Raw genomic sequence first — 20,730 nt, forward strand, 5'->3', positions numbered from 1 at the left:
AACGATGCTAAATCTGTAGCCAAAACGTTGTAGGCCCTTCGTTTACCAAAGACACTTGCATGTCAGCGGCGTATTGCCCGGTAGCACATTCAACGCCAAGGGTCTGCAGGTGCTGGCAAAAATGGTCATACAAGCGCTCTCCCAATACCGGATCGCCAGCATTGGAAAAACCCGGTCGGTTGCCTTTTCGGGTATCCGCCATCAAAGTAAATTGAGACACCACCAATATTGAACCACGCGCTTGCTGCACGTTTAAATTCATTTTGCCCTGCTCATCGGGAAAAATACGATAGTTGCTCACCCGCTGGGCCATACGCTCAGTTTTTTCCACCGTATCCTGGTTTTCCACCCCTAACAGCACCAGCAAGCCCCGCTCTATTTCGCCGACTATGTTTTCCTCTACACGCACTGAGGCTGAACTTACTCTTTGTAACAATGCAATCAATTTGCTTACCTTATAGTTGTTTCACTTACAAATATCCGCTGGTAAGTTAATCAGCTTTGTTCTATTTTAACCCCATAAGCGCACTAATTAACAAAGAAACAAAAGGAAAGCTTTATGGCAGGTCAAGGTTCTGGCGGTAACGTTATCGCCGCATTGTGCAACATATTTATTCCGGGATTAGGGCAACTTATTCAAGGCCGTATTATGATGGCACTGATGTTTTTCCTGGTATGCACCGTCAGTTATGGTCTGGCCGCTACCGTCATCTTCATCTTTATGTGGCCGGTTGGTGCGATCTTCCACTTGTGGGCCATCATTGATGCCGCCAAGTTTAAGAGTAGCGACTGATGAGAGTCCTGATTACAGCAGCTTTATTGCTGCTGCTTAGCGCTTGTCAAAGCACCTACTACTCTATCTGGGAATCTATGGGCGTTGAAAAACGCGATATCCTTGTAGATCGCGTGGAATCCGTCAATGAGGCCCAGGAAGAAGCACAACAGCAGTTTGCTTCGGCCTTGGAAGAGCTAACGGTATTGATCAATTTTGATGGCGGTGAATTGCAAACTGCCTATGAGAAAATAAAAGATCAGTACGACGCCAGCAAAGATAGCGCTGAGCGCTTAACCAGCCGCATTGACAAGGTGGAATCGGTTGCTGAAGCCTTATTTGATGAATGGCAAGAAGAGCTGAGTCAGTATAGTAACGAAAGCCTGCGCCGCGACAGTGAGCGCAAACTCAAAGATACGCAACGCCGCTATGGCAGTCTGATCAAGGCGATGCATCGCTCGGCAGACAAGATGCAGCCGGTGTTAACCGCTCTCAATGACAACGTTTTATACCTCAAACACAACCTCAATGCTTCCGCCATTGGTGCGTTACAGGGCGAGTTTGACAAGATAAAACGCGACATTGAACTACTGATAAAAGAAATGAACGGTGCCATTGCGCAATCTTCTGAATTTATCGATACCATTAAGGCTAACTAAGGTTGGCAATAACATCGACTTCAATAATAGCGGCCTGATATTCAGGCCGCTCTTTCATCTACCTCTTCACTTGTCTCAACCGACTTGGGTTGAACGTTCAAAATGCGAAACTTCTCCACTTGCACGGTAAATACCGCCCCTAAAAGTACAATAATCCAGGACAGATAAACCCAGACAAACAAAATAGGCACAGCAGCCAAAGCGCCATAAATCACCTGATACGAGGGGAAGCTGGTAACGTAAATTGCGAAGACCTTTTTACACAGCTCAAACAGCAGCGCCGCAAAAATAGCCCCTACCGCCGCATCCTTTGCCCTGACCACCTTATTGGGCACTACTGAATAAAGAAGAAAATAGCCACCGAAAGAGATCAGGTAAGGCAATATGCCCAGTAAAAAGGTGGATAATCCGGGTGTGTACTCTTCCGCATAGGCGGTCAACGAAATCAGATAAGAAGTCATGGCAAGACTGCTACCCACCAACAATGGTCCGAGAGTAAGCACCATCCAATATATTGCAAAAGTAAATATCTTGCGACGCTCAATATTAATGCGCCAGATATGATTGAGGGTTTTATCTACATTAGAGATAAGCAATAGTGCCACAATCACCAAAAAGCCGATGCTGATGGCCCCCATTTCAGAGGCGTTACTGGCGAACTCAATCACGTATTGCCGAATGGTATCGCCTGCAGCGGGCACGAAGTTATTAAATACAAAGTCTTCCAACTTGATGCGGATAGTCTGAAACGCGGGGAACGCCTGAAGAATGGCAAAAAACACCATAATAAAAGGCACCAGTGACAATAGTGTCACATAAGCCAGATGCCCAGCCGTAATCGCCACCCGATCATCACGGCATTGGCTCAGAAATGAACGGGTAAACTGCAAGGCTCTCGGTTGATAGCGCTGGTATAACTCTTTTAGGTTCGGCAAAACTGTCTCAAACAAACTCGTGTTATTAAGACAGTTTAACCTAAGTATACCAATTCCGATAAACATTTGCTCACTCAGCGCAGCCTCAGGGACATTAGTTCGAGGCGTGCGAATGAAAGAATACTGGTGGTCTTGTGAACTTCGCACAACAAAGAAATAATGTTTCTGAGGCGCGTCTTCGATGGGGTTGAAAAGCATTTATACTGTGTTGGATATTCTTGATTTAGGCCCACTAGACCTGCAAACATCCGCCTTGTCTAAATGCTTTTCATCTCCCACTGAGCTGGGTAAATATTTATTGGAATTGGTATCATCCCCGCACGCCCAGCATGTGGCAAATGGCGTAACTTAGCTCACTGCGATTAAGGGTGTAAAAGTGAAAGTCTTTAACGCCTTCTTTGGCTAATACTTTTACTGTGTCCATGGCAATGCTGGCCCCAAGCAGATTTCTTGTCGTCTGGTCGTCATCGTCCAGGCCTTCAAACATGTGATGTAGCCAGTTGGGTACGTGTACATTGGTGAATCCAGCAAAACGTAACAAGGTTTTGTAGTTAGTAACAGGCAAAATCCCCGGTACAATATCGATATCAATACCAGCGGCTGCAGCTCTGTCCCGAAAGCGCAAAAACACTTCTGCATCAAAGAAAAACTGGGTTATCGCCTGGTTTGCACCAGCTTCCGCTTTGCGTTTTAGATTCAGCAGATCGAATTGGGAATTCGGGGCCTCCGGGTGAGTTTCAGGATAGGCGGCCACGGAAATATCAAAGTCTGCCACGCCTTTTAACACTTTCACCAAATCCACCGCATAGGAGCGATGTTCAGTTGAGCCTTCGGGTAGGTCACCGCGCAGTGCCACAATGCGCCGGATACCCGACTCCCAGTAGTCACGAGCGATTTGCTCTAATTCTTCACGGGTGGCATCAACACAGGTTAAGTGAGGCGCGGCATTAATGCCCTTTTCATTTTGAATACGCTTCACCACTTCGTGTGTTCTATCTCGTTCGCCACTATTGGCACCATAAGTCACGGACATAAATTTAGGATTTAGTGGCGCCAAACGTTCCACCGAATTCCATAAAGTCTGCTGCATGGCCTCAGTTTTAGGCGGGAAAAACTCAAACGATACCTGAATATTCTTAATTTCAGACAGGGTTTGATTAAGGGCATCAATGCCTTGTGCGTAAGAAACCATGTTAAAGCATACCTTTTTAGACGTTTAGATGGCTAAATTTAAAGAAACCACGTCTGGACGTCAAGCAGTTTAGCCATCTAATATTGATAACTTATAGATTGTCATTAGAATTAAAGCTTCTGATTAAAACTATAATACAGGGTTTCCACCATGGCAGAATGGAATGGTCACTATATTGATCCCTACGCTGAGCACGGCAAAAAAAGTGAGCAGGTAAAAAAGATAACGGTATCAATACCACTCAAGGTATTGCAGGTGCTCACTGACGAGAGAACACGTCGACAAGTGAATAACTTAAAGCACGCTACCAATTCTGAATTGCTATGCGAAGCATTTTTGCATGCTTTCACCGGGCAACCGTTGCCCAATGACAATGACTTAACCAAAGACAATACTCACAAAATTCCGGAAGAGGCCCGAAAAATCATGGCTGAAAAGGGAATTGAAATAGAGGAAGAGCAAGAATAGTTAAACCAGGAGTCGCTGATGCGACTCCTGATGCGATAGCGTTTAAGACAAGCCACCTTCGCGGGTCATGTTCTCGTTGCGATCTGCATGCACAATGACATTATCTTCAATTCGAATCCCACCATAGGGCTTAAATTCTGCAACCTTGTCCCAGTTAATATAGGTAGAAGCCGACGTCCCTTTTAAATCTGCTAAAAGACTATCAATAAAATACAAGCCAGGCTCAACAGTAAACACCTGATCTGCTTCCACAGTGCGAGTGCAACGCAAAAACGGGTGGGCTTCAGGAGAGGTTTTTGCGGTGCCTCTATCATCGGCCATAAAGCCACCCACATCGTGCACCTGCAGTCCCAGGAAGTGCCCAATGCCATGAGGGAAGAAAGTAGACACAATGTTGTGCTCCAGCATGTCTTCGCCACTCAAATTAACAACACCAAAATCCGACAGCAAACCTGCAATCAACTCATGGGCTTTAAATTGCAACGCGGCGTAATCCACCCCGGGTTTTAACATATCAATCAACTGCAAATTGACTTTGTCCATAGCCTGAATTAAATCAGCAAACTCGCCCGGTTGTTGCGCATAAGTGCGGGTAATATCTGCGGCGTAGCCATTAAAGTTAGCCCCGGCATCAATTAAAAAAGAGCGACTATCAGCTGGCGCATCAACATCGCGCACGCTGTTATGTAATATGGCGGCATTTTCGTTCAGTGCGACTATGCTGGGATAGGGCAATTGCTCATCGGTATGACGAGTTGCCGCAAGATAAGCCAGATGAATATCTAATTCACTCTTGCCCGCCCTGAAAGCCTGCTCGGCAGCGCGATGCCCCGCGATAGCAATATTATTGGCCTGACGCATACAGTATTTCTCGTAATCCGTTTTGTAGGCGCGGTGATAATGCAAATAGTGCAGCACGCGATCTGGATTCACATTGTCAAAACCCAGCGCGCTGGCCACTTCCAGATATTCACCAAGATAGGCGTATTTTGCCTTGTCGTAAGGCAAATGCTTTTCTACTGCATTGGGTTTTGCCAATAGCTGAATGTCAAATTCATCCGTCCAGAAATCATTGGGAGCTTCAGGCACCTTATGCCAAAAATCCACGGGTAAATAAAAGATTAACTTAGGTTTTGATTCCCCATCGATGACTAACCAACAATTGGGGTTTTCGATAACAGGCAGCCAGGCCTTAAACAGAGGGTTAACCGCGTAGGGGTAGTAATTGTCATCCAGAAACTTGATCTTGCCTTGTCCGGAATGGATCACTATGCCATCCAGCCCTTCCCGTTGTAATGCTTCTCGAGTGCGAGTTTGCATCACCTGGATATGTTGCTGAAATTGGGCTTTAAGTTCTGACATAAAGGCGTCTCCATTGACTAATGCATGGGTGAAATAAGTTCGAATTGGCCTGATGGTATCGCGCTACCTGGGGAGTGTAAATGCTCAAGGCTAACTGCTGAGACCACTAGCTGTCAGGTTCCCTTACCACCAATGGTCATTTTCGCGAAATCTTCAAAATAGTTTTTCTCGTTGCCCAATAACAAATGGTAAATCTGCTTGTAAGCCAGCACAGCCTTCACATAGTTTCGGGTCTCGCGATAAGGTATGGTCTCAATCCAGATATCTGCAGCCAAGCCATCGCCTTCGGGTATCCAGGTTTTTACCCGATGCCAACCAGCATTATAAGATGCCGTTGCTAGCACGGTATTTTCATCCATGCGCTGCATCAAGTAGTGCATATATTGTGTGCCCATCTCTACGTTAAACTGCGCATCAAATAGTTGTCTGGCACGAATTTTTCGCTTTTCCATATATTGCACGGTACTGGGTAATACCTGCATCAAGCCATAAGCACCGGCACCAGAACGGGCATCGGGTTTAAAGGAACTCTCTCTGCGAGCAATGGCAAACGCCCAGGCGGGATCGATGTCATGGCGCTGGGCACTGCTAATCAAGTCATTTTTGTAGGCCAGAGGGAAGCGTTTCGCAACATCATCCAGGTAACCTGAACTGGAAAAAGCATGTATTGCTTGATCGTGCCAATCCCACTGGCTGGCCAGCGCTGCTGCCAATTGTTTGTGCTCTACAGACAATCCCGGGAAAAACATATTCCACTCTCGTCGGGCAGAAGTTTTCCGATCCAGTTGGATAAACTCAACAATGCGCTGCATGGCTGGCATTGCCATTAGTTGCGCTAAATGTAGCTGATTTTGCGTAAAAGGACGATCCTGAAGATTAACCTTACGGCCCAACTTACCGCTGGCCATAAAACCGTAGTAGTGGCGGTTTTGTGCGATTTGATTAAACAATTCACTGGCCACCTCGCCATTACCCAACAGCTCTAATGCTCTGGCTTCCCAATATTGGTAGGTTAATTCATCCTCTGTGTCAGCCGGTAAATCCCGCAATATCTCTAAAGCATGAGGCCAGTTTTGCTCTCTTAGTACTTGAGTCAAATGCCAGCGCAAAACGTCTTCATCCATAAAACCGCTGGCTCGCTCCAACCAGGTTTCTGCGTGAGGGTTATTTTTAGAAGCCAAAGCAATCGCGAAACGCTGGGTGATACTGCGCTTTTGTTCCGCAGAAAACGAAAACTTTCTGGAATATTCTCGCCAGGCATCGAGCGCTTTATCCTCATCGCGCCATATCAGGCGGCGTAAGCCATAGGTCAGTATACGCGTTTCAATGGAGAGCCTGACACCAGTAAACTTCGACTGGCGGGTTATGGTGCTTGGCGAACGTCGCACCGACAACCACAAATCAGCCAGATATTTCTGCGATTCGGGTAACAATCTCTTCAGATAGGGTATTAAGGTTGTGCTGCCACCATCAGCCGCCAACTCAATGCGCTGCAAGACGATATCCGAGGTGCGCCTGCCCGCTTCTTGCCACAATTTAAATAGGGGATCACATTCATTAGGCTGGGATTTTCCATGCAGCCACAGCGCTTGAATCTCATCCAGATAATTCGTTACCCCCTTATTTTCCACTTCAAAGGCAATGCGCTGGCATAACAAACCAGTATCGCCGACATCGCGATAGTGCTTTAGATACAAATCTCCGCGTTTTTGCCGTGCAAGATGGGTCAACCATTTTTTGCGCAGAGGCTTCTCCATGGGGGTACCAGCATAGTCTCGCAAAAATTCAGTAATCGCTGATTCATTGGAAATATAGGGATAACGCAACAGTGTTTTGTAAGTTACGTAGGGCCACAGTGGGTAATCTTTTAACCGGGATTTTAACAGGCGATACTCGCTGCTATTAGGGCGGTGAGCTATCTGCTCAGCTCTTTCAAACCATTCACGCAATTGTTCTGAATCACTGGCGAGAGCGCTGCCAGTGTATGGAATTGCAGACACTAGCAGTATTTTAACCAGGAAAATGGCAGATTTTATTTTCCGCATCGACTACCTTTTTTGCTCCAGTCTATTTAATCTTAAGCATACAGAGATAGGCTTCCAGCCCTTCTGTAATGCGGTTTTTATACCAAACGAAACAAAATGAAATCAAAAATTCAAACAATTGTTTGAATTTGGGTTGAAATTTAACATTTCTTCAACAACAATGTTGCCACCCTACATCAGGCCGTACCAGTGAATAATTGTTTCAATTTGGCAATTCGGTCTGTTAAAGCACAGGAGAATCCAATGTTATTTGAAGGCCAATGCCTACAAGCCAGCCTGAATGAAAACGGTATCGCTGATATTGTTTTCAATGCGCAAGGCTCCGTCAACAAATTCGACCAACAAACTGTATCAGAACTCAATGATTTATGCGCTGCACTTGAAAAAAATAGTGACATCAAGGCTGCAGTAGTTCGTTCTGCTAAGTCCACCTTTATTGTAGGTGCGGATATTACTGAGTTCACCGGACTATTTGCTGAGCCCGAAGAGAAATTACTCGAGTGGGTGGCCAATACGTCACAAGTTTTCGACCGTTTTGAAGATTTACCTTTCCCGACAGTGGCCGCGATCAATGGCTTCGCTTTGGGCGGTGGTTGTGAAATGACATTAGCCTGTGATCTACGAGTTGCCGATACCACTGCAGCTATCGGACTGCCAGAAGTGAAATTAGGCCTGATGCCTGGTTTTGGTGGTACCGTGCGTTTACCGCGCGTTATTGGTGCCGACAACGCAATGGAATGGATGACGACAGGTAAAGATCGCAACGCAGAGAAAGCCCTTAACGAAGGCGCAATCGATGCAGCGACTGCGCCAGAGCAATTAGTCGCCGTTGCTAACCAGATGGCTGCTGATGCTGCCGCGGGTGACATTGATTGGCAAGCGCGTCGCGCCGCCAAAAAAGCTCCGCTGAAACTGAATCGCAATGAAATGATGATGAGTTTCGCTACAGCAAAAGGCATGGTGTTCGCGCAAGCAGGTAAACATTATCCAGCGCCTCACATGGTAGTAGAAACACTGGAAAAGGCCGCAACCCTTGACCGTGAAGGCGCTTTGAAACTAGAAAATGCCGGTTTCGTAAAACTCGCCAAGTCAGAGGCAGCAACTGCGCAAGTGGGTATCTTCCTGGCAGACCAGGTGGTAAAAGGCAAAGGCAAGAAACAAGCGAAAAGCGCTACCAAGAAATTTGAACAAGCAGGTGTGTTAGGCGCTGGTATCATGGGCGGCGGTATTGCATACCAGTCCGCGGTTAAGGGTACCAAAACCATCATGAAAGACATTGCCGAGCCAGCTTTGCAATTGGGTCTGGATGAAGCCAGCAAGATCCTTGATAAAGGCATGAAGCGTGGCAAAGTGTCTAGCAAGAAAATGGCAGCCACGCTCAATAACATCGTGCCCACGTTAGATTACAAGGCACTGGAAAATGTCGATATCGTTATTGAAGCGGTGGTGGAAAATCCAAAAGTTAAGGGCATAGTGCTAAAAGAAACGGAAGAGACCGTGGCAGATGACGCCATTATCTGTTCGAACACGTCCACCATTTCCATCAACGCCTTAGCTGAAAACCTGAGTAAACCAGAGCGCTTCTGTGGTATGCACTTCTTCAATCCAGTGCACAGAATGCCTTTAGTGGAGATCATCCGCGGCGAAAAAACCTCAGAAGAGACCATCGCTAACGTAGTAGCCATGACTCTGAAAATGGGCAAAACCCCTATCGTCGTAAACGACTGCCCTGGATTCCTGGTTAATCGCGTTTTATTCCCCTATTTCGCGGGCTTCAGCAAGTTACTACTGGACGGTGCTGATTTTGTTGCCGTTGATAAAGTAATGGAAAAAATCTTCGGCTGGCCAATGGGACCGGCCTTCCTGCTGGATGTAGTGGGTATTGATACTGCAGACCACGCAGCGGACGTAATGGCTGAAGGCTTCCCTGAGCGCATGAAGAAAGTGGATAATGATCCGGTAACCCTGCTTTATAAAGCAGAGCGCTACGGTCAGAAGAATCAGAAGGGCTTCTACAATCACGGTTTGGACAAACGCGGTAAACCGCAAAAGACGCCAGCCGAAGAAGCTTATGAGTTAATGTCTGCTCATGTGGCCGATAAGAAAGATTTTGATGCTGAAGAGATCATTGCACGTCTGATGATACCGATGGCTAATGAAGCGATTCGCTGTCTGGAAGAAGGTATTGTAGATTCAGCAGCCGAAGCAGATATGGCGTTATTGTACGGCCTGGGCTTCCCTCCATTCAGAGGCGGCATCTTCCGTTACATTGACACCATGGGCGTTGCCAATTTTGTTGCTCTGGCTGATAAGTTTGCCCACCTTGGCGAAGTATACCAGGTGACCGACGGTGCCAGAGAAATGGCCAAAAACAACCAGAAATACTGCGGATAAGGGGGAAGTATCATGAAAGAAGTAGTCATTGTAGATTGTATTCGTACCCCTATGGGGCGTTCCAAAGGCGGTGTTTTCAGAAACATGAGAGCTGAAACCCTGTCTGCTCATTTGATGAACTCACTGTTAGCCAGAAATCCAGAACTGGATCCTGCTGACATCGAAGACATCATCTGGGGCTGTGTACAGCAAACCAAAGAACAAGGTTTTAACGTTGCCAGAAATGCGCAATTGTTAACTGACATTCCGCGCCATGTGGCGGCGGTAACAGTAAACCGCCTTTGTGGCTCATCTATGCAAGCTTTGCATGATGCTACTCGCGGTATTATGACCGGCGCTGGCGATGTGTACCTGATCGGTGGCGTTGAGCACATGGGTCACGTACCCATGACCTTCAACGTAGATTTCCATCCAGGCCTGGCTAAGTACACAGCCAAAGCCTCTGGCAGCATGGGTCTAACTGCTGAATTGTTGGGCAAGCAAAACGGTATCAGCCGTGAGCAACAAGACGCCTTTGGTGCACGCTCCCATCAAAAAGCCCACGCAGCAGCATTAGAAGGTCGCTGGGACAACGAAATTGTTGCCACCGAAGGTCACGATGCTAATGGTGCCTTGATTCAGGTTAAGCATGATGAAGTTATCCGTCCTGAGACCACCGTAGAAACCTTAAGTGGCTTGCGTCCGGTATTCGATCCAGCCAATGGTACGGTTACCGCAGGTACGTCCTCAGCTATCTCAGACGGTGCCTCAGCCATGCTGGTGATGTCTGCCGACAAAGCCAAAGCGCTGGGCTTAAAGCCAAGAGCAAAAATCCGTTCAATGGGCGTAGCCGGTTGTGACGCAGCCATTATGGGTTATGGTCCGGTTCCTGCCACGCAAAAAGCGCTTAAGCGCGCCGGAATGGATATCAAAGATATCGAAATCGCAGAATTCAATGAAGCCTTTGCTGCCCAAGCACTGTCTTGTGTTAAAGCATTAGGCCTTATGGATAACTACGATGAAATGGTTAACCTCAATGGCGGCGCGATTGCTCTGGGGCACCCACTGGGCTGTTCAGGCGCACGTATCAGTACGACATTGATCAACCTGATGGAAGCTAACGACAAATCCGTTGGTCTGGCCACCATGTGTATCGGTTTAGGCCAAGGTATCGCGACTATTTTTGAACGCGTCTAACTTGTTCTTACGCACAACGAACTCAAAGGGCAGCATTCGCTGCCCTTTTTTGTTAATCAGTTCTTATAATCTGAACGCTTAATAGCGTTAATGTCTTATCTCCCTCAAGAAAACATATTTAAAAACCAAATATTGACTTGTGCATACTTAACTACATTTTTTAATTAAATTAATGCCCATTTATTTACACACAAAAAGTAACGTGTTAGCTTGCTAATAAAGAGTAATAAAACACCCATCAAGGCAAGGATTGCACCAGTGCTTGATAACGAAGAAATCTTTTTCAGTTCAGTTAACTATCAGAAAATACTAAATATTTCTGAAAAGGAGGCGAAGGATCTAGCCATAACCAATCAAACGTTACGGCAGACGATGGAGCATTCACTTGTTAATAAAGTGATGCATAATGAAAAGTCTAGCTACGACTTATATTTTTCGAATACCACTGAGATTGCTGACTTAATTGGTGATATCTCTGAACATAATGGTCCGTGCATAATCGCGCTGTTTCACCTGGACTATCATATACACTTACCTTTGGACTTAGCCTTTTGCGGCTTGCCCATTACGCTGCCCGTTGCCGGACAACCTTTCCAGTTGCTGTACAAATACAAGCAACAATATGCTCAGCAGTTGAAAGACAACTTTGAATTACTTCAGGTGGAAAACAAAGCAACTGCAACCCAAATGATTAGAGGAGTGAAAAACAACCGACACCTGTGTATTTATATAGATGGGAATATGGGGCAAGATGGGGTCAATGTAGAGAGATCAGCAGAAAAAGTAGAATTCTTCGGCTTTTCCATCAGGGTGAAAAACTCTACACAAAAATTAGCCCAAAAATACAAACTACCAATCTTACCCATTTTCGCAGACGCTAACGAAGAAGGTCAGCCATTTTTGTCTGTGGGAGAAGTGATCCCCACTGAATGTGACACCGTGATGCAGACCTTGTATAGCGAACTGCAGAAGCGCATACAACGGCACCCGGAAAAGTGGTTTTATGTACAGTGCTTACATCGTTGGGTTGTTCACAGCAAACAAAATGATGAGCTCATTGATGTTCAGCACCGCGAACACCTGTCATTTAATCACGCTATTGCACGCCTCTTTCACAAGAACGATAACAGCTTTATCGTCAATTATCAGACCCAAAGGGCCTTGCTTATTGATGACGCTCTAAAGGCGGATATATTGCTGCCATCACAACAACAAATCAGGCCTGATTTGCTTCAAAGGCTACGTAAAAACAATAGCCCGGCAAGTCACCGCTTTATCAGTTCCTTAACCAAGGAAAACCTACTCTATCTGCAACCTCAGATAGAAAATCAATAACAAAAAAGGAAAATAAGATGCAAAAACAAGACAACGTTTTTACTTTGACAGAATTAGAAGAAAGAGTTGAATTCGGCGTATGTGGTGGCGGCGGTGACGGCGGCGGTGATGGCGGTGACGGTAGCGGTTGTGGCAGCATCGGTGACCAATGCGAGCGTGATTAATTAAATTGGCCCTGCGAAGGGCCATTTTTACGCTATGGAAGAGTTATATAAAAATCAATCTCTTGATATTAAATGTACGGGTAAGGACAAGTACACCATTACTGTACCTTTCAAAAATGGTTTCAGAAGTTTTGAAGCCAATACTGCGATAGTCAATTTCCTGGAAAATTTGCCTTCATCACAGAGCAGAGATACCTTACTTAAGCACATAAGCCAGTACTTTAAGCTAGACGAGCAACAGGCACTGGAAATTCTGGAAAAGCGACTTCTTAAGAGTAAACTACTTCTTGAGAGCGAAGAGTCCACCAAGGACACTACCAAGAGCAATGGTGTTCTGCTATTTCGACAGCAACTATTAAATGCCAACGTGGTAAACCACGTTTCATGGTTGTTGACCGTTTTTTGTCGAAAGCCTTTTGTTATGATCTTTGCGACGCTCAGTATTGCCTTCCAGGTATGGCTGTTAAGCTATTATTTCGGCTTAGGTGAATTAGCCATTAACGAAGCAAATGCTCGCCCCCTAACAGCATTCACTTTGATCCTATTAGGATTGTTTATCCATGAATTAGGTCACGCTGCTTGTGCGTTTAAATTTGGATGCAGGAAGGTCACGATTGGCTTTGGCTGGTATGTTATATTTTTTGTTATGCTCGCAGATCTGTCTGAGTCTTGGGCCCTGAATCGCCGTCAAAGACTCTTAATAAATTTGGCCGGCGGCTATTTTCAGTCATTATATATATTGCTGCTCGGAGTCATTTGGCACATCAATGATTCTCCAGCGTGCCTGATCGCGGCAATCGCACTTTGTATCTATAACATATTGAATCTAAATCCATTTTTCCGGCTTGATGGATATTGGATAGTCAGTGATTGGTTAGACATTAAAAATCTCAGAAGTAAAGCTACTGAGCACCTGAAAACAGTATTATTTAATCCATCAACAGCCCCTCAAGCCATATCTCGATCTTCTAATTATCTCAACCTATACACCTTAGGCTTGCTGTTATTTCTTCCTGCATTCTATAGCTATGTCTTTTTAGCACTAGTTCCCTACTCAATCGAAACGCTGCATACAGAGATGACAAATCTCTACAATGATTTTGGCAACTATCCTCTAGGCTACAACCTGATCAGCGTATTTTTTTGCTCCATGATACTGGTATTTTCTGGAATGTTATCGTTGAGATTTTGTCGTAATGGGTATCTGTTTTTAATGCGCTCGTTTCAGATAAAAAGGCTTTCCGGGTCAGAGTCAAACTAAATAACCCGGGTCAAGGATACTGGTTCTTGTGCTAAGTTAATCCAACTTCCATCACAAATGATTTGAGAAATGCACAGCTTTTCATGCATTGCACTCACTTTTTCCATTCCTGGCTAATCGGCGGCTCCAATTCGATTCCTGTTGCAATTATTAGAGTACAAAAACTGTACTTCACAACAGGTGAAATTTTCTCCCTAATGAGTAAAGCTATTAGCGTCCTCGATAGTGAGGGCATTATTTTAATTATGGAGAAAGAAAATGAAGGAACTAACTATCAATGAAATAGACATGGTTAACGGTGGCGATGCGGCTGTTGCAATTGGCCTGGCGTTAGGCTTTATAGGCGCCTATAACGCGTTAACTGAATTTGGTGCAGGTCTAGGGGCCGGCCTCTACGATAGCATGCACAAGTAAGTCGCTGTTAATCAACATTATCAAAAGGAGATTTGAACATGGAACAATTGACTGAAACACAATTAGAGCAGGTATCTGCCGGTAGCGATACGGGTAGCTTGGGTTACTCCGTCGGATATGGCATCGGCTATGTGCTAGGTGGTGGCGCTGGAACAGATCTGGGTATCTGGCTGCACAAACTCATCAACGAGTAGCCTGGCTCGGCTGCGGAAATACCTCCGCAGCCCTTTACACTGGAGAGAGACATGGAAACTAGATTAAACAAACATCGCAACACGTTGCTGGCATTGATTGCCTTTTTATTTGCCGTCGCTATATTTGGTGATGTAAGTAGCTTTGTGGCAGGTTTTATCAATGGTTTTAACGATGCATTGGGTTAATGTTTGATGATATCAGGCATTAATCACCTGACCATTGCGGTAAGTGATCTGCAGCTTTCGTTGGATTTCTATTCAAAACTGTTAGGACTCACTGCTGAGGTTAAATGGAATACCGGCGCCTATCTTTCTGGACCAGGCGTTTGGTTGTGTCTCACAAAAGGCCAACCAAAGCCCTCACAGGATTACTCTCACATTGCGTTCTCTGTGGAATCCACGCACTTTGCAATACTGCAAGAGAAGATTGTAGCGGCGGGATTTGGCACATGGCAGGAGAATACCAGCGAGGGAGATTCCGTGTACTTCCTGGATCCCGATGGCCACAAATTAGAAATTCATTGCGGGGGTCTGATACAGCGGTTGGAAAGCCTGAAGCAAAAGCCCTACGCAGGTTTAAAATGGCTGAATGGTGCTGATAGCAACTAGAGAAATGGCGTAAGCAGGCTCAGGCTTTTATGCTGCAAACCTTATTGCGGCCACTGTCCTTGGCTTGGTACAAGGCTTGATCAGCACGCATTAAAGCATGCTCAATATCATCTTCTGGTATCCATCTGGTGACACCCAATGAAATCGTCAATGGCGGTAAACGTTTCTTGGTCCTGGCGTTTTTAAAACGCAAATGAGCAACGACAATACGAAATCGCTCTGCAACCTCAATAGCTTGCTCCAGATTGCACTCTGGCATCAAGATGACAAACTCTTCTCCACCAAAACGAAACGCCTGACAGGGCACGGGTAACTCTTCTACAAATAATTTGCCTAATCGTTTTAAGATTAAATCTCCCACCAGGTGGCCGAACTCATCATTAAATTGCTTAAAGTGGTCAATATCTGCAATGGCAACACAAAATCGCTCGAAGGCTTTATCAGGTAATGCTGCGAGGTATTCGTCCATGCCTGAGCGATTCTTTAATTTAGTTAAACTATCAGTCACCGCAAGTGCACGCGCTGTTTCCAGCTCCTTCATTAAAATATCAGACTGTTGCCGTGTCTCAGAGAGTTGTTTGTTAACTTTTTCTTGCGCATCTCTGACGGTTTTCGCAGCGCTGATAATATCGGCAATTAATACACTATCAGTGGCAGTACCTTTCTTAATTGAGAGTTCCAATTCATCTACAGCAGCACCGCTTTCATCGTTTACATCCTCCAAATTTTCGATACATTTATTGAGGTTTTCGATGCTTTTTTCAGATTTTGGCTTATTTTCAGAAATATATTTGTCAAATAATATCTCCATTTCGTAAGGATCCGGGCTGTGTTTGGCAACAATTTCTGACAAGGCATCCGAAAGCGATGGATTGGTTTCGGAAATATGTTGATAGGCGATAGCGTAATGCAAGGGGTTGTGTGCCAGTCCATGATTGTCCAGAAAGGACAACGCTTCTCTAGCGATAGTTTGAGCATCTAAATAAGAGTCGTGATAACGCATTACACAGAATTCCTGTACCTGCTCTACCCTATTACCTGGTATACGACTTTAAAAAAACCGAAGTCAGGTAATTTACTGAACAGTGTTCATAATTTAAGCATTTCGAACCTTACTGTTTTGCAAAAAGAAACGCGCGATCCTTAAAAGCTTTAAATTCAAGGCGGTTACCAGAGCCATCCTTGATAAAAAAGGTGCCTTGTTCTCCGGGTTTTCCCGCAAACCTCACATAAGGCTCTAGAATAAACTTAACCTGTTTTTCCCGAAGACGCGAGATTAATCCTTCCCAGTCAGACCAGTCTAGTACAATCCCAAAGTGCGGAACCCCAATATCCTTGCCGTCCACAAGGTTAACGGTTTCGTTTAATTTCAGGTTTTGATCCAGATGAGTAACCAGTTGATGCCCCCAGAAGTCCCAGTCGATCCAGAATTCAGAGCTCCGACCTTGTTCACAACCCAACAGGTCACCATAAAATGTGCGAGCCATGTCCAGGTCATGCACCGCGATAGCGAGGTGAAATGGTGTCAGCATTGGCTACACCATCATTTTCAACATTTTCAGCTTTTTCTCAGTGTAGGGGGGATAGCGAATGTCCACATCCAGGGCGAAGCTGCGCTCCATCACCGCTTTTAAGTGGCTAAAGGTATCAAAACCCGCTTGCCCACAATAGCTTCCCATACCGCTGGTGCCGACACCGCCAAAAGGCAGATCCTGATTGGTCATAAACATCATGCCATCATTAACACAGACATTACCGGCACTGGTCTGATGCAGCACCGCATGAGTAACCAATTTGTCTTTGCTAAACACGTACATGGCCAGTGGCTTAGAGCGCTGATTAATGAAATGAACTGCCTCTTCAGTTTTGCGGTAGGTCAAAATAGGTAAGACCGGGCCGAATATTTCCTGTTGCATCAGAGCTGACTCAGGATCGGGTTCAAGCACGAGAGTTGGAGCAATGTAACGACCTTGCTCATCACCTTCTCCACCCGTAATCACATTTTGCCCTTCCAACAAGCCCATGATGCGTGCCCAGTGGCGAGTGTTAATAATACGTGCATAGTCTTTGCTGTCAGCAGGTTGCGAGCCGTAAAAATCGGTAATTTTAGCCTGAAGCTTTTCTATAAAAGCCTCTTTAATGCTCTCATCTACCAAAATATAGTCAGGAGCGACACAGGTTTGACCGGCATTCATCCATTTACACCAAGCAATTCTGGATACGGTCACATCCAAATTAGCACTTTTGTCTACCACGCAAGGGCTTTTGCCCCCTAACTCTAATGTGACAGGTGTCAGATGCTCCGCCGCAGCGCGCATAACAATCTTGCCAACGGCCTCACCACCGGTATACAAGATATGATCAAAGCGCTGTTTTAATAGCTCCGTAGACTCTTCTACACCGCCCTCAACCACGGCAACGGCGTCACCATCCAGATATTTGGGTACCAGTTCCGCCATCAAACGCGAGGTATTTTCCGCCAGTTCGGAGGGTTTTAAGATGGCACAATTGCCCGCTGACAGGGCTGCAACATAAGGCGCAATCACCAATTGCCACGGGTAATTCCAGGCACCGATAATCAGTGCCACACCCAATGGTTCCGGTTGCAAATAACTTTTTCCCGGTTGCGCGACTAAAGGCGTTTTCACCTTACGGGGTTTCATCCACTTTTTCAGATGCTTAATGGTATGATCGACTTCAGTGCTGATATAAGAAATTTCAGCTGTCCAGGCTTCTTGTTGACACTTTCCGAGATCCGCCTCAAGCGCGGCTCTGATTTTTTCTTCATTATCCAGCGTCATTTTTTTAACTTGCTGAAGCTGCTGAATACGCCACTGTGCGGATCGCGTTTTCCCGGTGGCATAAGTGTTGCGCAAGCGGGTTACTATATCGGGAATACTATTTGCGTTTTTCGCGTCCATGGTTAGCTCCTGAAATCAATTTGTTAACAGCAAAAAGCCGCTCTAAAGCGGCTTTTTATCAGGCATCATAAGGATGAGTCAGGATGATAGTTTCGTTTCTATCAGGTCCTGTAGACACTATATGCACCGGTACGCCAGTTACCTCTTCGATGCGCTTAATATAGTCTCGCGCAGCTTGCGGTAGGGCATCGATAGTTTTAGCGCCAAAAGTATTGTCACTCCAACCCGGCATCGACTCATAAACAGGTGTTACCGCATCGTAGCCGTCTGCGGCCATTGGCGGTACATCTTTGACGTTACCTTCAGCATCTTTATAACCGACGCAAATTTTGAGCTCTTCCAAACCATCCAGAACGTCCAATTTGGTCAGACAGAATCCAGAGATAGAATTAATTTGCACGGCGCGCTTCATAGCCACGGCGTCAAACCAACCAGTACGACGTTTACGACCAGTGGTTGCACCGAATTCGTGGCCTTTAACACCAAGGTGTTCGCCAACGGCGTCATCTAATTCAGTAGGGAAAGGACCTGAACCCACACGTGTTGTATAAGCTTTTACAATACCCAACACATAATCAAGATTCAGCGGACCGAACCCGGCACCTGTCGCCACGCCACCAACGGTGGTGTTCGATGAAGTTACATAAGGATAAGTACCATGGTCGATATCTAACAAGGTACCTTGAGCCCCTTCGAACATAATTTTTTCACCTGCCAGACGGGCTTTGTCCAGCATGTCAGTGACATCTACAACCATAGATTTCAAGATATCTGCAATGGCCAGCACTTCTTGTAATACTTTATCGTAACTTACCGGCTCAGCTTTGTAATAATGCTGCAGGGCAAAATTGTGATATTCCATCACTTCTTTGAGTTTTGCTGCAAAGCTCTCGACACAGAACAAGTCACCTACGCGTAAACCACGGCGCGATACTTTGTCTTCATAGGCAGGTCCGATTCCGCGACCAGTAGTGCCAATGGCTTTATTACCACGGGCTTGTTCGCGGGCTTTATCCAGCTCAACGTGATAAGGCAGAATAAGCGGACAAGCTTCACTGATCACCAGACGCTCTTCCACCGGCACACCGCGCTCTTTGAGCATGGCAATTTCCTTCATCAACGCTTCCGGGCTCAATACTACGCCATTACCGATAACGCATTTCACGTTGTCGCGCAGAATACCAGAAGGGATCAAGTGTAATACGGTCTTTTCACCGTCGATTACCAGGGTGTGTCCAGCATTGTGACCGCCTTGATAGCGCACCACATACGAAGCTTTGTCTGTTAACAGGTCGACAACCTTACCTTTACCCTCGTCACCCCATTGAGTGCCAAGGACCACTACATTATTTGCCATTTACATTGCTTTGGTTGAAAGTTAAGCGGGGATTCTATCAAGTTGAGGGGCCTGATTCATCTTTTTTGTCATGAAAATCCCGATTTTCAGCACAAATCCAGGCGATCTGCGTTAGCTTTGCAGAAACCACAACAGAATCGCGCCAGCGATCACCATAACGCCGCCAATCTGTTGCAATTGATTACCCGGCAATTGCGCCAGGCTTTGCAAATATTTGCGCCAACGGTTGGGGAATAATAAGGGGCCAATACCCTCCAGGATAAGCAACAATGCAAAGGCCACAGCAAGACTAGTCATGAAAATTTTCCAGACAGGACAAATTAATATCAGCAATCTCGTGATAGGGAGCAAAACCAAAGCGCAAGCGAGTACCGCGATAGTCGGTTTCAATATGCTGGGATTTTAAAAACTGGTGTAACGATGCGGCTTGCTCGGTTTTTTCGAACTCGAAGGTCAGAAAGTGACCATGCTGTTCAGGCGCTTCTAAAAGTAAATTGGCTTTGGTTAAAACGGTTTGTTGTAACGACTCAAGATGTGACAAAAACACCTGCTGAAGCTTTTGTACATGTGCGTGGATTGCCTCAATGCTGATGTTTTCTGTTTGCCACAAATTGAACACCGCCAATTGTCGATAAATACCCGAGTAATCCATAGTAGAACCCGCAAAATGAAAACCATTGGTGGCGTAATCGACTTTGCGGGATTTAAATTTTTGTAGCTCGCCAAATTCAGCATACCAACCGGTATACAAAGGACGATTCAAAAAACCTTTGGGCACGTGCATGAAACACACACCTTCCCCACCTTGGGCGTACTTGTAGCCACCTCCGAGGTAGAATATGCGATTGCGATGAGCCGCAATATCTACTGGCATGGCGCAAAAGGCATGATAGCCGTCAATCATAATCACCGTGTCGGGGTTCTCTACTGAGGCAATAATATTATCGATGCTTTGTACGGCAAAACCGGAATTAAAAAATACCTGACTGCAAAATACGAGATTGGGGTCGTTGTATTGCACCGCATCAGCAAAACGAGATTCGAAACTGTGAAGCGGTTGCACCGGAACTTTAATAACATGAATATTTTTCAGCTCGTCCAGGCGGTTTATCTGGCGATTAAAGCTGTGAAACTCACTATCGGTTGTCACAATAGTAAGCTCCGCACTTAGATCCAGACCAGAAATCACTCTGAACAACAATTCGTGGGTATTGGGCGCAAACACCACCTGTTCTGGCTGTCCGGTGCCCAGAATATTAGCAATATGAGTCTGTAGAGCCGGTACTTTTTCTTCAAAGAAGTAGCCCCATTTGTCATCCACTAAACGCGCTGAATCATCCCAATAATCCAACATCGCCTGACGGGTTACATCCGGCCAGTAGTGATGGCTATGGCAAGCGTAATGCTGCACATTCTTATTGTTGCTTAAGAAGTGTTGATAATGGTGCTTTAACATCAGGGATCCCGGCTAA

23 protein-coding genes are annotated in these 20,730 nt (G+C 45.7%); 12 read left to right on the forward strand and 11 right to left on the reverse strand.

What is annotated here, in order from left to right:
* Positions 1 to 7 precede the first annotated feature (7 nt).
* Positions 8 to 445: a D-aminoacyl-tRNA deacylase gene (gene dtd, locus ACXAGP_RS05435; protein ID WP_475260028.1), complete on the reverse strand. Its 438-nt coding sequence runs from the start codon at positions 443 to 445 to the stop codon at positions 8 to 10.
* A 114-nt stretch (positions 446 to 559) separates the two neighbouring features.
* On the opposite strand from dtd, the gene ACXAGP_RS05440 reads away from it, so the two are divergent.
* Together ACXAGP_RS05440 and ACXAGP_RS05445 are read left to right on the forward strand one after the other, a co-directional pair.
* Positions 560 to 793, forward strand: coding sequence for a hypothetical protein (locus tag ACXAGP_RS05440; RefSeq protein ID WP_338290500.1), 234 nt, complete (start codon positions 560 to 562; stop codon positions 791 to 793).
* The gene (locus ACXAGP_RS05445; protein WP_475260029.1) at positions 793 to 1,431 is read left to right on the forward strand and encodes a DUF2959 domain-containing protein; all 639 of its coding nucleotides are present in this window, start codon (positions 793 to 795) and stop codon (positions 1,429 to 1,431) included. Before ACXAGP_RS05440 ends, ACXAGP_RS05445 begins: the two co-directional genes overlap by 1 nt.
* 41 nt (positions 1,432 to 1,472) lie before the next feature.
* Here ACXAGP_RS05445 and ACXAGP_RS05450 read toward each other — a convergent pair whose 3' ends face one another.
* Together ACXAGP_RS05450 and metF are read right to left on the reverse strand one after the other, a co-directional pair.
* Positions 1,473 to 2,366 (reverse strand): virulence factor BrkB family protein, encoded by an 894-nt coding sequence (locus ACXAGP_RS05450; protein WP_475260031.1) that lies wholly within the window; start codon positions 2,364 to 2,366, stop codon positions 1,473 to 1,475.
* Between the two features lie 310 nt (positions 2,367 to 2,676).
* A complete protein-coding gene (metF, locus tag ACXAGP_RS05455; RefSeq protein ID WP_475260032.1) occupies positions 2,677 to 3,558 on the reverse strand; it encodes a methylenetetrahydrofolate reductase in 882 nt (293 codons plus the stop codon).
* 150 nt (positions 3,559 to 3,708) lie between these two features.
* Here metF and metJ point away from each other — a divergent pair, with 150 nt between their 5' ends.
* The gene (gene metJ / locus ACXAGP_RS05460; protein WP_475260033.1) at positions 3,709 to 4,026 is read left to right on the forward strand and encodes a met regulon transcriptional regulator MetJ; all 318 of its coding nucleotides are present in this window, start codon (positions 3,709 to 3,711) and stop codon (positions 4,024 to 4,026) included.
* 42 nt (positions 4,027 to 4,068) lie between these two features.
* Here metJ and pepQ read toward each other — a convergent pair whose 3' ends face one another.
* Both pepQ and ACXAGP_RS05470 read right to left on the reverse strand, forming a co-directional pair.
* Positions 4,069 to 5,388, reverse strand: coding sequence for a Xaa-Pro dipeptidase (pepQ, locus tag ACXAGP_RS05465; RefSeq protein WP_475260034.1), 1,320 nt, complete (start codon positions 5,386 to 5,388; stop codon positions 4,069 to 4,071).
* Positions 5,389 to 5,501: 113 nt separating this feature from the next.
* Positions 5,502 to 7,433: a transglycosylase SLT domain-containing protein gene (locus ACXAGP_RS05470; protein ID WP_475260035.1), complete on the reverse strand. Its 1,932-nt coding sequence runs from the start codon at positions 7,431 to 7,433 to the stop codon at positions 5,502 to 5,504.
* Positions 7,434 to 7,676: 243 nt separating this feature from the next.
* Between ACXAGP_RS05470 and fadB the strand changes: the two genes are divergently transcribed.
* From fadB to fos, 9 genes are all read left to right on the forward strand, one after another.
* Positions 7,677 to 9,827 (forward strand): fatty acid oxidation complex subunit alpha FadB, encoded by a 2,151-nt coding sequence (gene fadB / locus ACXAGP_RS05475; RefSeq protein WP_475260036.1) that lies wholly within the window; start codon positions 7,677 to 7,679, stop codon positions 9,825 to 9,827.
* Between the two features lie 12 nt (positions 9,828 to 9,839).
* Positions 9,840 to 11,003, forward strand: a complete 1,164-nt coding sequence (gene fadA, locus ACXAGP_RS05480) for an acetyl-CoA C-acyltransferase FadA (RefSeq protein ID WP_338290488.1) — start codon at positions 9,840 to 9,842, stop codon at positions 11,001 to 11,003.
* A gap of 258 nt (positions 11,004 to 11,261) precedes the next feature.
* Positions 11,262 to 12,338, forward strand: coding sequence for an LpxL/LpxP family acyltransferase (locus ACXAGP_RS05485; protein WP_475260037.1), 1,077 nt, complete (start codon positions 11,262 to 11,264; stop codon positions 12,336 to 12,338).
* Positions 12,339 to 12,355: 17 nt separating this feature from the next.
* Positions 12,356 to 12,502 (forward strand): hypothetical protein, encoded by a 147-nt coding sequence (locus tag ACXAGP_RS05490; RefSeq protein WP_475260038.1) that lies wholly within the window; start codon positions 12,356 to 12,358, stop codon positions 12,500 to 12,502.
* Between the two features lie 34 nt (positions 12,503 to 12,536).
* Positions 12,537 to 13,763 carry a M50 family metallopeptidase gene (locus tag ACXAGP_RS05495; protein WP_475260039.1) on the forward strand — a complete coding sequence of 409 codons (1,227 nt, stop codon included), beginning with the start codon at positions 12,537 to 12,539 and terminating at the stop codon, positions 13,761 to 13,763.
* A 258-nt stretch (positions 13,764 to 14,021) separates the two neighbouring features.
* Complete coding sequence (locus ACXAGP_RS05500) at positions 14,022 to 14,177, forward strand: hypothetical protein (RefSeq protein WP_475260040.1); 156 nt, start codon at positions 14,022 to 14,024, stop codon at positions 14,175 to 14,177.
* A 38-nt stretch (positions 14,178 to 14,215) separates the two neighbouring features.
* Positions 14,216 to 14,371 carry a hypothetical protein gene (locus tag ACXAGP_RS05505; RefSeq protein WP_475260041.1) on the forward strand — a complete coding sequence of 52 codons (156 nt, stop codon included), beginning with the start codon at positions 14,216 to 14,218 and terminating at the stop codon, positions 14,369 to 14,371.
* 51 nt (positions 14,372 to 14,422) lie between these two features.
* On the forward strand, positions 14,423 to 14,557 hold the full coding sequence (locus ACXAGP_RS05510) for a hypothetical protein (RefSeq protein ID WP_475260043.1): 135 nt from the start codon (positions 14,423 to 14,425) through the stop codon (positions 14,555 to 14,557).
* A gap of 6 nt (positions 14,558 to 14,563) precedes the next feature.
* Complete coding sequence (gene fos, locus ACXAGP_RS05515; RefSeq protein ID WP_475260045.1) at positions 14,564 to 14,980, forward strand: fosfomycin resistance glutathione transferase; 417 nt, start codon at positions 14,564 to 14,566, stop codon at positions 14,978 to 14,980.
* Between the two features lie 19 nt (positions 14,981 to 14,999).
* Here the strand turns inward: fos and ACXAGP_RS05520 are convergent, their stop codons facing one another.
* The 6 genes from ACXAGP_RS05520 to ACXAGP_RS05545 all read right to left on the reverse strand — a co-directional run bounded on the left by ACXAGP_RS05520 (position 15,000) and on the right by ACXAGP_RS05545 (position 20,714).
* Positions 15,000 to 15,983 carry a GGDEF domain-containing protein gene (locus ACXAGP_RS05520; RefSeq protein WP_475260047.1) on the reverse strand — a complete coding sequence of 328 codons (984 nt, stop codon included), beginning with the start codon at positions 15,981 to 15,983 and terminating at the stop codon, positions 15,000 to 15,002.
* 109 nt (positions 15,984 to 16,092) lie between these two features.
* Positions 16,093 to 16,512, reverse strand: coding sequence for a VOC family protein (locus tag ACXAGP_RS05525; RefSeq protein WP_475260048.1), 420 nt, complete (start codon positions 16,510 to 16,512; stop codon positions 16,093 to 16,095).
* Positions 16,513 to 16,515: 3 nt separating this feature from the next.
* Positions 16,516 to 17,901: an aldehyde dehydrogenase family protein gene (locus ACXAGP_RS05530; RefSeq protein ID WP_475260049.1), complete on the reverse strand. Its 1,386-nt coding sequence runs from the start codon at positions 17,899 to 17,901 to the stop codon at positions 16,516 to 16,518.
* Between the two features lie 58 nt (positions 17,902 to 17,959).
* Positions 17,960 to 19,258, reverse strand: coding sequence for an adenylosuccinate synthase (locus tag ACXAGP_RS05535; RefSeq protein WP_475260050.1), 1,299 nt, complete (start codon positions 19,256 to 19,258; stop codon positions 17,960 to 17,962).
* 111 nt (positions 19,259 to 19,369) lie between these two features.
* Positions 19,370 to 19,555 carry a DUF2065 domain-containing protein gene (locus ACXAGP_RS05540; protein ID WP_338290477.1) on the reverse strand — a complete coding sequence of 62 codons (186 nt, stop codon included), beginning with the start codon at positions 19,553 to 19,555 and terminating at the stop codon, positions 19,370 to 19,372.
* A complete protein-coding gene (locus tag ACXAGP_RS05545) occupies positions 19,548 to 20,714 on the reverse strand; it encodes an aminotransferase class V-fold PLP-dependent enzyme (RefSeq protein ID WP_475260052.1) in 1,167 nt (388 codons plus the stop codon). Before ACXAGP_RS05545 ends, ACXAGP_RS05540 begins: the two co-directional genes overlap by 8 nt.
* Positions 20,715 to 20,730: the final 16 nt, after the last annotated feature.

The organism is Planctobacterium sp. AWM4_229 (genome assembly GCF_056160305.1).

Coding starts and splice junctions, on each gene's coding strand:
- ACXAGP_RS05440 (WP_338290500.1), top strand. CDS start 560: ATGGCAGGTCAAGGTTCTGGCGGTAACGTTATCGCCGCATTGTGCAAC.
- ACXAGP_RS05445 (WP_475260029.1), top strand. CDS start 793: ATGAGAGTCCTGATTACAGCAGCTTTATTGCTGCTGCTTAGCGCTTGT.
- metF (WP_475260032.1), bottom strand. CDS start 3,558: ATGGTTTCTTACGCACAAGGCATTGATGCCCTTAATCAAACCCTGTCT.
- metJ (WP_475260033.1), top strand. CDS start 3,709: ATGGCAGAATGGAATGGTCACTATATTGATCCCTACGCTGAGCACGGC.
- pepQ (WP_475260034.1), bottom strand. CDS start 5,388: ATGTCAGAACTTAAAGCCCAATTTCAGCAACATATCCAGGTGATGCAA.
- ACXAGP_RS05470 (WP_475260035.1), bottom strand. CDS start 7,433: ATGCGGAAAATAAAATCTGCCATTTTCCTGGTTAAAATACTGCTAGTG.
- fadB (WP_475260036.1), top strand. CDS start 7,677: ATGTTATTTGAAGGCCAATGCCTACAAGCCAGCCTGAATGAAAACGGT.
- fadA (WP_338290488.1), top strand. CDS start 9,840: ATGAAAGAAGTAGTCATTGTAGATTGTATTCGTACCCCTATGGGGCGT.
- ACXAGP_RS05490 (WP_475260038.1), top strand. CDS start 12,356: ATGCAAAAACAAGACAACGTTTTTACTTTGACAGAATTAGAAGAAAGA.
- ACXAGP_RS05495 (WP_475260039.1), top strand. CDS start 12,537: ATGGAAGAGTTATATAAAAATCAATCTCTTGATATTAAATGTACGGGT.
- ACXAGP_RS05500 (WP_475260040.1), top strand. CDS start 14,022: ATGAAGGAACTAACTATCAATGAAATAGACATGGTTAACGGTGGCGAT.
- ACXAGP_RS05505 (WP_475260041.1), top strand. CDS start 14,216: ATGGAACAATTGACTGAAACACAATTAGAGCAGGTATCTGCCGGTAGC.
- ACXAGP_RS05510 (WP_475260043.1), top strand. CDS start 14,423: ATGGAAACTAGATTAAACAAACATCGCAACACGTTGCTGGCATTGATT.
- fos (WP_475260045.1), top strand. CDS start 14,564: ATGATATCAGGCATTAATCACCTGACCATTGCGGTAAGTGATCTGCAG.
- ACXAGP_RS05520 (WP_475260047.1), bottom strand. CDS start 15,983: ATGCGTTATCACGACTCTTATTTAGATGCTCAAACTATCGCTAGAGAA.
- ACXAGP_RS05525 (WP_475260048.1), bottom strand. CDS start 16,512: ATGCTGACACCATTTCACCTCGCTATCGCGGTGCATGACCTGGACATG.
- ACXAGP_RS05530 (WP_475260049.1), bottom strand. CDS start 17,901: ATGGACGCGAAAAACGCAAATAGTATTCCCGATATAGTAACCCGCTTG.
- ACXAGP_RS05535 (WP_475260050.1), bottom strand. CDS start 19,258: ATGGCAAATAATGTAGTGGTCCTTGGCACTCAATGGGGTGACGAGGGT.
- ACXAGP_RS05540 (WP_338290477.1), bottom strand. CDS start 19,555: ATGACTAGTCTTGCTGTGGCCTTTGCATTGTTGCTTATCCTGGAGGGT.
- ACXAGP_RS05545 (WP_475260052.1), bottom strand. CDS start 20,714: ATGTTAAAGCACCATTATCAACACTTCTTAAGCAACAATAAGAATGTG.